This window comes from Deinococcus radiotolerans (assembly GCF_014647435.1).
GTDB classification, from domain to species: domain Bacteria; phylum Deinococcota; class Deinococci; order Deinococcales; family Deinococcaceae; genus Deinococcus; species Deinococcus radiotolerans.
In genome coordinates, this window is sequence record NZ_BMPE01000001.1 from 574,674 (window position 1) to 586,993 (window position 12,320).

14 protein-coding genes are annotated in these 12,320 nt (G+C 70.3%); 8 read left to right on the forward strand and 6 right to left on the reverse strand.

The window, feature by feature from the left end:
* Window position 1: 1 nt before the first annotated feature.
* Window positions 2-589, reverse strand: a complete 588-nt coding sequence (locus tag IEY63_RS02775; RefSeq protein ID WP_229784440.1) for a RecX family transcriptional regulator — start codon at window positions 587-589, stop codon at window positions 2-4.
* Between the two features lie 239 nt (window positions 590-828).
* Here IEY63_RS02775 and rpsT point away from each other — a divergent pair, with 239 nt between their 5' ends.
* Window positions 829-1,107 carry a 30S ribosomal protein S20 gene (gene rpsT, locus IEY63_RS02780; protein WP_189067418.1) on the forward strand — a complete coding sequence of 93 codons (279 nt, stop codon included), beginning with the start codon at window positions 829-831 and terminating at the stop codon, window positions 1,105-1,107.
* A 218-nt stretch (window positions 1,108-1,325) separates the two neighbouring features.
* Here rpsT and IEY63_RS02785 read toward each other — a convergent pair whose 3' ends face one another.
* Window positions 1,326-1,838, reverse strand: a complete 513-nt coding sequence (locus IEY63_RS02785; RefSeq protein ID WP_189067419.1) for a hypothetical protein — start codon at window positions 1,836-1,838, stop codon at window positions 1,326-1,328.
* Window positions 1,839-1,905: 67 nt separating this feature from the next.
* Window positions 1,906-2,505: a signal peptidase I gene (lepB, locus tag IEY63_RS02790; protein WP_189067420.1), complete on the reverse strand. Its 600-nt coding sequence runs from the start codon at window positions 2,503-2,505 to the stop codon at window positions 1,906-1,908.
* A 227-nt stretch (window positions 2,506-2,732) separates the two neighbouring features.
* Here lepB and IEY63_RS02795 point away from each other — a divergent pair, with 227 nt between their 5' ends.
* From IEY63_RS02795 to IEY63_RS02825, 7 genes are all read left to right on the forward strand, one after another.
* Window positions 2,733-3,077, forward strand: coding sequence for an FKBP-type peptidyl-prolyl cis-trans isomerase (locus IEY63_RS02795; protein WP_189067421.1), 345 nt, complete (start codon window positions 2,733-2,735; stop codon window positions 3,075-3,077).
* 135 nt (window positions 3,078-3,212) lie between these two features.
* On the forward strand, window positions 3,213-3,971 hold the full coding sequence (locus IEY63_RS02800; protein ID WP_189067422.1) for a DeoR/GlpR family DNA-binding transcription regulator: 759 nt from the start codon (window positions 3,213-3,215) through the stop codon (window positions 3,969-3,971).
* A gap of 64 nt (window positions 3,972-4,035) precedes the next feature.
* Window positions 4,036-6,090: a beta-galactosidase gene (locus IEY63_RS02805; RefSeq protein WP_189067423.1), complete on the forward strand. Its 2,055-nt coding sequence runs from the start codon at window positions 4,036-4,038 to the stop codon at window positions 6,088-6,090.
* The gene (locus IEY63_RS02810) at window positions 6,083-7,579 is read left to right on the forward strand and encodes a glycoside hydrolase family 36 protein (RefSeq protein ID WP_189067424.1); all 1,497 of its coding nucleotides are present in this window, start codon (window positions 6,083-6,085) and stop codon (window positions 7,577-7,579) included. The genes IEY63_RS02805 and IEY63_RS02810 overlap by 8 nt, the downstream gene beginning before the upstream one ends.
* Complete coding sequence (gene galT, locus IEY63_RS02815) at window positions 7,576-8,706, forward strand: galactose-1-phosphate uridylyltransferase (protein WP_189067425.1); 1,131 nt, start codon at window positions 7,576-7,578, stop codon at window positions 8,704-8,706. The genes IEY63_RS02810 and galT overlap by 4 nt, the downstream gene beginning before the upstream one ends.
* Window positions 8,703-9,746, forward strand: a complete 1,044-nt coding sequence (gene galK, locus IEY63_RS02820) for a galactokinase (RefSeq protein ID WP_189067426.1) — start codon at window positions 8,703-8,705, stop codon at window positions 9,744-9,746. Before galT ends, galK begins: the two co-directional genes overlap by 4 nt.
* A 59-nt stretch (window positions 9,747-9,805) precedes the next feature.
* Window positions 9,806-10,228, forward strand: a complete 423-nt coding sequence (locus tag IEY63_RS02825; RefSeq protein WP_229784441.1) for a GNAT family N-acetyltransferase — start codon at window positions 9,806-9,808, stop codon at window positions 10,226-10,228.
* A gap of 3 nt (window positions 10,229-10,231) precedes the next feature.
* On the opposite strand, the gene IEY63_RS02830 is transcribed toward IEY63_RS02825, so the two are convergent.
* From IEY63_RS02830 to ispG, 3 genes are read right to left on the reverse strand one after another with little or no spacing between them, the layout of a single operon-like run.
* Window positions 10,232-10,681, reverse strand: coding sequence for a hypothetical protein (locus IEY63_RS02830; RefSeq protein ID WP_189067428.1), 450 nt, complete (start codon window positions 10,679-10,681; stop codon window positions 10,232-10,234).
* Window positions 10,682-10,697: 16 nt separating this feature from the next.
* On the reverse strand, window positions 10,698-11,099 hold the full coding sequence (locus IEY63_RS02835) for a DUF4259 domain-containing protein (protein WP_189067429.1): 402 nt from the start codon (window positions 11,097-11,099) through the stop codon (window positions 10,698-10,700).
* Window positions 11,096-12,319, reverse strand: coding sequence for a flavodoxin-dependent (E)-4-hydroxy-3-methylbut-2-enyl-diphosphate synthase (gene ispG, locus IEY63_RS02840; RefSeq protein WP_189067430.1), 1,224 nt, complete (start codon window positions 12,317-12,319; stop codon window positions 11,096-11,098). Before ispG ends, IEY63_RS02835 begins: the two co-directional genes overlap by 4 nt.
* Window position 12,320 lies beyond the last annotated feature (1 nt).

The window sequence follows — 12,320 nt, forward strand, 5'->3', positions numbered from 1 at the left end:
ATCAGTCCCCGTCGGTGCCGTCATCTCCGGACCAGTCGGGCTCCTCCCCGGGCTCCGGGGCGGGGCGGTCCGCCATGAACTCCCGCAGGGCAGGCCAGATGACGTTGCCGGTATAACCGCGCCGCGCCAGGAACGCGAACGCACTGGCCTGCGGGTCCCGCTTGCGGGCCAGGGAGGACCAGCGCCGCTCCAGCAGGGCCAGCACCTCCTCGTGCTCACGGTCCGGATCGCGGGCGCTCACGACCTCCTGAATCAGGCCGTCACTGACGCCCCGCCGCTTCAGGGTCTGCCGGACGCGCATGGTCCCCACCCCCCGGCGGGCGCCCTCACTGCGGGCCACCTGCTCGTCGTTCTGGTACCCGAGTTCCTGCACGCGGCCCAGCACCTCGCTGACCAGCTCCGCATTCTCCGTGCGGCGCTCCAACCGGGTTCTGAGCTCAGCGGCACTTAGGGCGCGCTGACCGAGCGCGCGAAAAGCGTACGCCAGCAGCGCGTCGCGCTCCTCCTGCGGGTCCCGGACCCTCGCGAGGCGCGCCGGGTCCGGCTGGGCATCCGGGGCGGGGGCCGATCTGGGGCGGCGGGCTCTCACCCGACCAGTATGGCGCGCCCGTCCGGCGCGGAAGGTGGCGGCCACCCCGGACGCCCTTGCCGGACCCCGGGCCATGCCGCTATAGTGCTCAGGTTGCCCACCCACAGTGAGCGACCCGGCCAGACCTTCACAGGACAGGCCGGCGCGCCGAGGCACAGCTGCGCCCGGACGCTCGCGTTCCCGCCATGGGAACCGCCCCGATCCGCCAGACAGGCGGCGGGAGAACAAGGAGAACCACCATGGCCCTTCGTCACAAATCCGCCCAGAAACGTCACCGCCAGAGCCTCAAGCGCCGCCTGATCAACCGCAGCCGCAAGAGCACCATCAAGACCTTCAGCAAGAAGGCCGTCGTGGCCGCCCAGACGGGCGCCGAGGACGCCGCTGCCGTGCAGTCCCGCGCCGAGAGCCTGATCGACAAGGCCGCCAAGGGCAGCACCATGCACAAGAACACCGCGGCCCGCAAGAAGAGCCGCCTGGCCAAGGCCATCAACAAGGCCAAAGCCGCTCAGCAGGGCTAAACCGCCCAGATGGGAGAAGCGCGTCCGCTCAGGCGGACGCGCTTCTTTTGTACCCCACGCAAGTCGAACCTCATGGGCGACGTGATGGGCGGGACCTGCGCGACGGCAGACCTACCGTCTCTGGCGGCAGTGTCCGGGCATACCAGCTGCCCTGCGTACGCTGAACTACGCTGGCCAGCTCAGTGCGAAGGCGGCCAGCGTGCCTCAGGTGCCCGGCTTTACTTGAACTTGACGCTCGCCAGGACCTTGTCAAAGGTTGCGCTGGCCTGCGCGAACCGCGCGGGCGTGTCGGTCAGCTGGAAGGAGTAGAGGTTCTTGGCGCCCACGCCGTACCAGACGCGCATCTTCAGCTGCCCCTTGGGGTGCGTGAGGGTGTAGCTGCGCTCGACGCCGCTCAGCGCGCCGATCTTCATGGTGCGGCTGGCGGTCTGCTTCACGGTGGCGCCGGTGCCCTTGATGCCCGCCTCGAACTTCTTGAATTCACCTTCCGGGGTGGGCTTCCCACCGGCCTTGTCCACGAACAGCAGGCGCATCAGGGTGGCGGGCGGCGCCTTGGCGGACACGATGGATACGCCGCTGGTGCCGTCCTTGAAGTCCACGCCCAGCCACCCCTGGGGCAGCTTGACGGTGAATGGCAGTTTCGGATCGCTGTAGGTGACGAGGGTCTGGGCAGCGGCAATGCCGGTGAGACTCAGGGCGGTGAGGAGTAGGGCGGGTCGGGCAAACTTCATGAAGGGCACCGTACTGCGCGATTGTGAGCGCCCTCCCCTCGCCGGGTGAATGGACGCTGGCCGACGGTCAGCGGGGGATCAGGCCGGGTCTGGGCCACAGGCGCAGGTCGGCTGGTCCTGCCGCGTCGCGCAGGTCCACTGGCCCGTACGTCCGGCTGTCCAGGCTCTCCCCGATGCGGCGGTTGTCCCCCATGACCCACACCTTGCCCGGCGGGACGCGCAGGGGCGTCTGGTCGTCCACGAAACCCTGGCTGGCGTAACTTTCGCTGATGGGGCGGCCATTCACGGTCACCCGGCCGTTCTGGATGGCGACGGTATCGCCGGGCAGGGCCAGCACGCGTTTGACGTTGTACTGGCGGTGCCGCACGCCATATACGGTTTCGTAGGCGTACGGGCTGTCGGCAGGCGCTTTAAAGATCAGCAGGTCACCCCGGCGGGGATAGGGGCCGCCGAGTCCCCAGGCGCGCAGCCAGCGCGGGTATTTGAGGAGCAGCAGAACGTCCCCGGACGTCAGGGTGGGGTTCATGGAGTCGCCGTCCACGCGGGCCAGCGTGAAGGCGAAGGTGGTCAGGAGATACACGCCGAGGGCGCTGAGCAGCCAGGGCCGCCACTGCTCGGTCTGGGGTGCGTCCGGTGCGGGCCGGGTCGGGTCGGGCGGGGCGGTCACAGCTGGTCAGGGTACTGCACGGCCGCCTGCATGGTCTTCTCACTCGAACTCATTGGGCCTGGGGAGGAGTGCGGTGGATTTCCTCTCTGACGCGAAGGGCGGTGCATTCCGGCTCCTGAAGCACCCCTTGAGCATCTGCCCATCCGGCGGGGTGGCCACTTAACTGTCTTTAGGGTCACTTCAGGTGAAGTGGCGGACAGGTGTCCAGAACCGTTACCCTGTCGCGCATGACTGCTGAAGGGAAGACGGAAGGACTGAAGATCGACAAGTACCACGAGGGCACGGGTGAACAGGCGCAGGCGGGCAAAATGGTGCGCGTGCACTACACCGGCACGCTGGAGAACGGCCAAAAGTTCGACAGCAGCCGCGACCGTGGCGAGCCGATCGAGTTCCCGCTGGGCGTCGGGTACGTCATCCAGGGCTGGGATCAGGGCATCGCGCAGCTGCGCGTGGGCGATAAGGCCAAATTGACCATCCCTTCCCACCTGGGCTACGGCGCGGCGGGTGTGCCCGGCGTGATTCCCGGCGGCGCGACCCTGATCTTCGACGTGGAACTGATGGACGTCCGCTGAGCGGAAGCCCATGTGAAGCCCCGACCTGCACGGTCGGGGTTTTTTGTGCCGCTGTGTGCCTGTCCAGCGGCGCCCGCTTGCTGCTGCTTCATAACTTTCGTAATATTCGAAAGACATGAAAGTTTCAGGACGTGCATGATTGAGGGCCGACGCAGCGAGATCGTCGCGCTGGTCCGCCAGCACGGCGAGCTGAGCGTGACGGAACTCTCGGGCCTGCTGGGCGTCTCGGAGGTTACGGTCCGCAGTGACCTGAACGCGCTGGCGCAGGCCGGGCACGTGCGGCGCACGCGCGGGCGGGTCAGCCTGCCCCTGGACCTGCGGCGCGAGGCGCCGCTGGAGACCAGCATGCGCGAGTTCGCATCTGCCAAGCGGCGCATCGGGCAGGCGGCGGCCGCCCTGGTCCGCAGTGGCGACACCGTGTTCCTGGACGTGGGCAGCACCACCTCCGAGGTCGCGCGGGCGCTGTCCCCGTCCCTGCAGGACGTGACGGTCGTGACGAACGGCCTGAACATCGCCCTGCTGCTTGAGCGCCTGCCGGGCGTGCGGGTCATCGTGACCGGCGGGACGCTGCGGCCCCTCCAGCACTCGCTGGTCAGTCCGTACGCGCTGGACGTGCTGCGCCACATTCACGCCGACCGGCTGTTCCTGGGCTGCAACGGCGTGCACGCCACGTCGGGCGTGACGAACGCGAACCACGAGGAGGCCGAGGTCAAGCGCCTGATGGCCGGGCAGGCGCGCGAGGTGGTGGTCGTGGCCGATCACCGCAAGCTGGGTGTGGTCAGCCGGGCGTTCATCACGCCGCTGGACCGCGTGACGACCCTGATCACCGACCGCGCCGCGACCTCTCCCCCGCCGGACGTACTGGACGCCGTGAAGGACGTCCGCGTGGTCTGACCCGCTGCCTGCCCTGCCTGTACAGAAACCGGTTACCGACCCTCTCCCCCACCCGAGGCCCCCCATGACCCACCCCGAACCCACCACCGCCGACTTCCTGATGCTGGGCACCTGCGATTACCCCGAGCATGTGCCCTCCGACCGCTGGGCGCCGTACGCGCGGCAGCAGGCGGAGCTGGGCCTTCGCTTCGTGCGGGTCGCGGAGTTCGCCTGGAGTCGCCTGGAACCCGGCCCCGGTGAATTCGACTGGGCGTGGCTGGACGACGCGATCGCCGCGTATGCGGCCGAGGGCCTGCGGGTGGTGATGTGCACGCCAACGCCCACGCCGCCCGCGTGGCTGATCCGCGCGCACCCGGAGATCCTGGCGTTCGACGATCAGGGCCGCGTGCGGGAGTTCGGGTCGCGCCGCCACTACGATTTCGCGTCCCCCGTGTTCCGCAAGCACTCGCGCCGCATCACGCGCGCGGTCGCCGAGCGGTACGGGGCGCACCCGGCGGTGGTGGGCTGGCAGACCGACAACGAGTTCGGCTGTCACGGCACCAGCCGCAGTTACGGCGGCGCGAGCGAGGCGGCGTTCCCCGGGTGGCTCCAGGCCCGTTACGGCACGCTGGACGCGCTGAACGAGGCGTGGGGCAACGTGTTCTGGAGCATGGAGTACACCAACTGGGCGCAGGTGAAGGCCCCGGCGCTGACTGTGACCGAACCGAACCCGTCGCACGTGCTGGACTACCACCGCTTCGCGTCGGACCTGATCACATCGTTCCAAGCCGAGCAGGTAGAGATCCTGCGGGAGCTGTCGCCGGGGCGGTTCGTGACGCACAACTTCATGATCTTCGAGTCGGGCTTCGACCACTACGACGTGGCGCGCGGCCTGGACTTCGCCACCTGGGACAACTACCCGACCGGCATGCTGGAATTCTTCGCGCCGCCCGGCGTGGGCGAGAACCTGAAAACCCACTACGCCCGCACCGGGCACCCGGACCTCGTGGCGTTCAACCACGACGTGTACCGCAGCCTGATGCTCGGAAAAGACGGGCTGGGCCGCGACGGGGCGGGCACCCCGAACGGCTTCTGGGTCATGGAGCAGCAGTGCGGGCAGGTGAACTGGGCGCCGTACAACCCGCTGCCCGCTGGCGGCGCGGTGGCGCTGTGGACGGCGCAGGCGTGGGCGCACGGCGCGGACGTCGTGAGTTACTTCCGCTGGCGGGCCGCGACGATGGCACAGGAGGTCATGCACTCCGGGCTGCTGCGGCACGACGAGACGCCCGACCGGGGCTTCGCGGAGGTCGCGGGCCTGGACCTCACGCAGTTCCCGGTGGGCCCGGTCCCGGCGCGCGTGGCGCTGCTGCACGACTACGAGAGCCTGTGGATTTTTGATCAGCAGCGGCACGCGGCGGGCCTGAGCTACTGGGCGCAGACGGTCACGTACTACATGGCGCTGCGCTCGCTGGGCGTGGACGTGCAGATCACCCACCCGGACGCCGACCTGAGCGGCTACGCGGCGGTGGTCGCCCCGGCGATCACGCTGGTGCCCGAGGAGCGGGCGGCGCGCTGGGAGGGGGCGGCGCAGGGCGGAACGCCGTTCGTGTTCGGGCCGCGCACGGCGTTCCGCACGCCGGGCGGCGCGACGTGGTCGGATGGGCAGTTCGGGCCACTGTCCAGCATGACCGGGGCGCGCCTCTTGCAGTACGACAGCCTGCGCCCCGGCGTGACGCAGGGCGTGACCGGCGCGTTCGGGAACGTGGACGCGAGCCTCTGGGCCGAGAGTTACCGCGTGACCGGCGCGCAGACGCTCGCCACGTACGCCGGTGGGCCGCTGGACGGGCAGAGCGCCGTGATCCGCCACGGGAAGGCGACCGTGATCGGCGCGCACAGCCTCGACCTGATCCGGGCGGTGCTGAGCGAGGTGCTGGGCGGCGCCGGCGTGCCGCTGCTTGATCTGCCGGAGGGGGTGCGCGTGTCACGCCGCGCGGAACGGACGCTGGTGCAGAACTGGCATCCGCACGCGGTGACGTGGGGCGGCCTGGAGCTGGGGCCGGTGAGTTCGGTGGTGCTGGGCGGCGACTGGATGCCCACGGAAGGGAAAGGAGCGCAGGGTGAAGGAGTCGACGGTGAGTAGGTGGACGGTGAACGAGGCCCCGCAGGACCTGCGGGTGTTGATCAGTGGATTCCAGTCGTGGAGCGAGGCGGAACTGCGCCCGCTGACGGACGTGCAACCCTGCCCGGGGCAGGGCTGGCGGGTGGAGCAGGGGCACGATCCGGGCTTCCCGCCCAGCGGCGAGGCCGGGGTGTGGCGCAGCCATACCGTGCTGGCGCTGGTCCGCGCGGACGGCAGCGGCTGGGTGGGCAGTGTGGGGGACGCCACGCGCACCTTCGCGCAGTGGGAGGCCCGCGCCGGAGCCGCTGACGTGACCGTGACCTGCACCCTGGAAGGCCCCGACGTTCCCGTCACCTGGGAGGAGAGCGGGGACGTGATCGCCACGCTGGAGGCCCGCGCCGCCGAGTTGGGCGCGGCGATGGGCGCGCGGACGCCCGCGCCGCTGCGGGTGTGGTGCTCGTGGTACTCGTACTACCGCGAGGTGACACTAGAGGCCATGCTGGACAACGCCCGGCTGGCCCGCGAGCACGGCCTGGACTTCGACGTGTTCCAGCTTGACGACGGCTTCCAGACGTTCCTGGGCGACTGGGAGGACCCCAGCGCCCACTTCGGCGGGCACGCCCGCGAGCTGCCCGCCCGCCTCGCGGAGCTGGGCTTCACGGCGGGCCTGTGGCTGGCGCCGTTCCTGGTGCAGCCCCAGAGCCGCCTGTTTCGCGACCACCCCGAGTGGCTGCTGCGTGGCGAGGACGGCGCGCCGCTGGCGTTCGGGAACAACTGGGGCGGCCCGTACCACGCGCTGGACACCACCCACCCCGGCGCGCTGGACTGGATCCGCGAGCTGGGGCGCACGGTGCGCGGCTGGGGGTACACGTACCTGAAGATCGACTTTTTGTACGGCGCGACGCAGCCCGGCGTGCGCCACGATCCCAGTGTCGGGCGGGCTGAGGCGTACCGCATGGGCCTGCAGGCGTTCCGGGACGGCGTGGGCGAGGACGCCTTCATCCTGGCGTGCGGGGCGCCGCTGGCGCAGAGCATCGGGCTGGTGGACGCCATGCGCACCGGACCCGACGTGGCCCCGATGTGGGATGAGGAGTCCCGCCGCGTGTGGCTGGGCGACGCGACCGGCCCCAGCGCCCGCAACGCGCTGCACACGGCACTGAGCCGCTGGTATCAGCACGCGTGGTACCAGCCGGACCCGGACGTGGCGATCTGCCGCCGCGAACTGAGCCTCCTCAGCGCCACCGAGCGGGACGCCATTGCCGGGATGCTGGACATCATCGGGGGCCTGCGGGCCAGCAGTGACCCGGTCAGCCTGCTGGACGAGGAAGGCCGCGCACTGCTCCGGCAGTGCCTGACGGTCAGCACCCCGGACCGCCCAGTGACGCTCGCGGCGCCCTTCGGGGACGCAGTGACGCACTTCACGCGCGGCACGTTCAACCTCACCGACCACGCTACGGACGGCATTCCCGCGCACGGGTACCGGCCCAGCACCGGAAAGGAGCAGGTATGACGACCGAACCCACCACCGAAGCCCTGCCCGGCGGGTACCACACCGCTGATTTCACGAAACCCGACGGGCGCAGCCTCACCCTGTACGGCCTCCAGCCCGTGCGGGTGGACAGCGAGATTCCCAGCCCCAGCCCGGACCCCGTGGACGCCCGGCCCCTCATGCGCTGGCATCCGGTGCGGGGCGAGTGGGTCATGTACGCCGCGCACCGCATGGGCCGCACGTTCCTGCCCCCGCCGGAGTACAACCCCCTGGCCCCCACCCGCGACCCCGCGCACCCCACCGAACTGCCGCGCGGCGAGTACGACATCGCCGTGTTCGACAACCGCTTCCCCAGCCTGACCCTCACGGCCCCCGATCCGGAGCCCGGCCCCGCCGGGACGCGCGCCGGCGTGGGCAAGTGCGAGGTCGTGGTGTTCAGCCAGAGTGCCCAGGGCCGACTGTGCGACCTGACAGACGAGCAGATCAGCCTGCTGCTGGCCGTGTGGGCGGACCGCACCACGCGCCTCGCGGAGACCGGGCAGATCAACGCGGTGCTGCCCTTCGAGAACAGGGGCGTGGAGGTCGGCGTGACCCTGCACCACCCGCACGGACAGATCTACGCCTACGATCACGTGCCGCCGGTCGCCGCGCGGGCCGCCGCGCAGATGGACGCCTACGTCGCCGAGCACGGCCGCCCCTGGCTGGAGGACTTCATCCAGGAGGAACGCGCCGCTGAAGACCGCATCATCCGCGATGACGGCGCGGCCCTGAGCGTCGTGCCGCCGTTTGCGCGCTACACCTACGAGACGTGGGTGCTGCCCACCCGGCCCGTCAGCCTCCTGAGTGACCTGAGTGACGCCGAGCGGCACAGCATGGCGCGGGTGCTGCGGGACGCGCTGCGCCGCCTGGACGGCCTGTTCGGCGTGCGGATGCCGTACTTGCTGACCGTGCATCAGGCGCCGCTGGACACGCCCCGCCCGGCGTTCCCGCTGCATATCGAGATCTACCCGTACCTGCGCGCCCCGGGCCGCCTGAAGTTCCTGGCGGGCACCGAGCAGGGCGCCGGGGAATTCGCGAACGACAAGTTCCCGGAGGTCGCCGCCGCCGAGTTGCGCGCCGTGCCGGACACCGCAGGAGATGGACTGTGACCCCCACGAGTTACGAACAGGTCTTCGGCGCCGCGCCACAGGCGACGGCCCTGGCCCCGGGCCGCGTGAACCTCCTGGGTGAACACACCGACTACCAGGGGGGCTTCGTGCTACCCACCGCCATCCCGCAGCAGGCGGCCGTCTCGCTGGGCCGCAACGGCACGCAGGAGCACGTCCTGTACTCCGCGAACCTGGATCAGACCATCCGTGTGCCAGTCGGTGAGGTCGGCCCCGGTTTCGCGCCGTACCTGACCGGCTGCTTCGCCCTGAGTGGCGTGCAGGAGGGCCTGAACGCCTTCGTGACCAGTAACGTGCCCAGCGGCGGCCTGAGCAGCAGCGCCGCGCTGGAAGTCGCCACGCTGCGCGCCCTACGGGACCTGCTGCCCCTGGACCTAGATGACGTGGCCCTGGCGCTGCGCGGCGTGCAGGTCGAGCACGAGTTCGTGGGCGTCATGTGCGGCGTGATGGACCAGATGGCGAGCTCCCTGGCGAACACGCGAACCATGCTCCTGATCGACACCCGCAGCCTGGAACGCCACGCCATTCCCTTCCCGGCCGGGGCGGAGGTACTGGTGCTCGACTCCGGCGTGCCGCGCCGCCTCGCCGAGAGCGGGTACAACGAGCGCCGCGCGCAGGTCGAGGAAGCCGCCCGCCTGCTCGGCGTGCCGCAGCTGCGCGACGTGACCGACCCTGCCGCCGTCGAGACGCTGCCGCCCGTCCTGCGGGAGCGCGCCCGGCACGTCGTCACCGAGAATGCCCGCGTGCTGGCCGCGCTGGAACCCGGCGTGGACGCCGCCCGCTTCGGGCAGCTCATGAACGGCAGCCATGCCAGCCTCCGGGATGACTACGCCGTCAGCCACGAACGCGTGGACGAACTCGTCGCGCTCCTCCAAGCGCACCCGGACGTGTACGGCGCCCGCATGACCGGCGCGGGCTTCGGCGGCGCCGTTGTTGCCCTGGTCCGCCAGGGACACGCCACCGCCGCCGCGCAGGCCGTTCTCGCGGAATACAGCGAGCGGGGCTCCCAGGTCGTCCCCTAGGCCACCCGTATGCCAGTGTGCCGATGCCCCGCACGCGGATAGACGGCACACTGGCAGTTGTGACTCAACCCAGCTATTCCCTCACGACGTCCCTGGACGGCCTCACACCCGGGCAGGTGCAGGGCTTCTTCGTGAGCTGGCCGAACCCGCCCACGCCCGAGACGTTCCTGCGCCTGCTGACCGGATCGTACCGGGTCGTCCTCGCCACCCATGGTGGTCAGGTCATCGGCTTCGTGCAGGCGGTCAGTGACGGCATGCTGACCGCGTACATCCCGCTGCTGGAAGTCCTGCCCGAGTGGCAGGGCCGGGGCGTGGGCCGCGCCCTGATGACCCGCATGCGGGACGAGCTGGGTCACCTGTACGCCGTGGACCTCGGCTGCGACGATGACCTCGTCCCGTTCTACGAGCGGCTGGGGATGAGGCGCGGCAACCTGATGGTCACCCGCACCTACGCGCGGCAGAACGGGTCACAGCCGGAGTGACCCTCACCAGTACCGGAACAGCAGATCGCCGCGTGTCCAGCCCAGGTGCCGCGCCCCCTTGGCCGCACCGGGTGGCAGGCGGTCCAGGTCGGCGCGGTCCGGTGTGCCGTTCAGCCACGCGGCGTCCGGCACGACCCAGCCGCGCGCGTGCCACCACGCAGTCAGGCCGGGCGGGTTCCGGTAGGGCGGGAAGGTCGCCGCCGGATGCGTGGCGTCCGTGAATACCAGCAGTGGCCAGTCGGTGTGCGCGAGCAACCTCACCTCTGCCCCACCCACCGCAGACCGCAGGGTCTGCCCCCGCACGCCCGTCAGGGGATCGAGGTGAAGCCCGCCAGTCAGCGTCCAGCCGAGTTCGCGGGCACAGCGGTGCAGGTCCGCAGTCAGGCGGGCCGGGGCGTGCGCGTCCGCGCGGGTCAGGTCGACCCGCAGCCAGGGCAGCGCGCCCGGGTCCATGCTCAGCCCTGCACGCTCAGCTGAGGGCGGCGCGGAGGCGCTGGAGGTCCTCGCGCCACGCGTCGGCGTCCTCGCTGTCCTCCCACAGGTCCGGGAGTTCGCTGCCGGGCCCGAGGACGCGTTCCAGGGCTTCCATGGCATGCCCGCGCAAATGGGTCAGTTCGGCGGGGTCGGCGTCCTGCACCCAGGCGCGCAGGGCGGCGTCGGTTAGGGCGCTGGTGTCGCCCGTGAGGACAGCGGCGAGGGTCTCGGCGGCGGCGACGGCGCGGTGGCCTTCCTCGGCTTCCAGGTAGTCGTTGTCGGGGTCTAGCGCGACGTCGAAGGCTTCCGCCAGGGCGTACGCGCCGTCCTGCACGATCTCGGCGGCGTACTCGGCAGCGGCTTCGTTCTGGAAGGGGCCGACGCCCCAGGCGATCATGCGGGGGCCTCGGTGCGTCCGTAGCGCTGCTGGACGTATTTCTCCATCAGGTCCTGGAAGTCCTCGGCGATGCGGGGGCCTTTCAGGGTGGTCAGGAGTTTGCCGTCCTGGTAGACGGGCGCGCGGGGGTCCTCGCCGGTGCCGGGCAGTGAAATGCCGATGTTGGCGTGTTTGCTCTCGCCGGGGCCGTTCACGATGCAGCCCATCACGGCGACCTGCATGTCCTCCACGCCGGGGTATCTGGCTTTCCAGTCGGGCATGGTGTCGCGGATGTAGTCCTGGATTTTCTGCGCGAGTTCCTGGAAGAAGGTGCTGGTGGTGCGGCCGCAGCCGGGGCAGGAGGTGACCTGGGGGAGGAACTGGCGGATGCCGAGGCTCTGGAGGATCTGCTGGGCGACCTCGACTTCCAGTTTGCGGCTCGCGCCGGGTTCCGGGGTGAGGCTCACGCGGATGGTGTCCCCGATGCCCTCGATCAGTAGGGGCGCGAGGGCGGCGCTGCTGGCGACGATGCCTTTCATGCCCATGCCGGCCTCGGTCAGGCCGAGGTGCAGGGGGTAGTCGCACAGCGGGGCGAGCTGGCGGTACACCTGCCAGAGTTCCGGGGCGCTGCTGACCTTCACGCTGATCAGGATCTTGTCGTGCGCGAGGCCGAGTTCCTCGGCGTACGCGGCGCTTTCCAGGGCGGAGACGACCATCGCGTCGATCATGACGTCCGTGCCGGTCTTGGGGGAACCGGCGGCGGTGTTCTCGTCCATCAGGCGGGCGAGGACCTGCTGGTCGAGGCTGCCCCAGTTCACGCCGATGCGCACGGGCTTGTCGAACTCCTTGGCCACCTCGATCATGGTCGCGAAGTTCGCGTCGTGGTGCTGCCCGGCGCCGACGTTGCCGGGATTGATGCGGTACTTGGCGAGCAGGCGGGCGGTTTCGGGGAATTCGCGCAGGAGGATATGGCCGTTGTAGTGGAAGTCCCCGACGATGGGCACCTCGATCCCGACCTCTTTCAGGCGGGCGATGATGTCGGGGATGGCGGCGGCGGCCTCACGGGTGTTGACGGTGACGCGCACGATCTCACTGCCCGCCCGGGCGAGTTGCGCGATCTGGATGGCGGTGGCTTCGGCGTTGGCGGTGTCGGTGTTCGTCATGGACTGCACGACGACCGGATGGGCGCTGCCCACCATGACCCCCCCGACGTTGACGCTGACGGTCTGGCGACGCTTCATG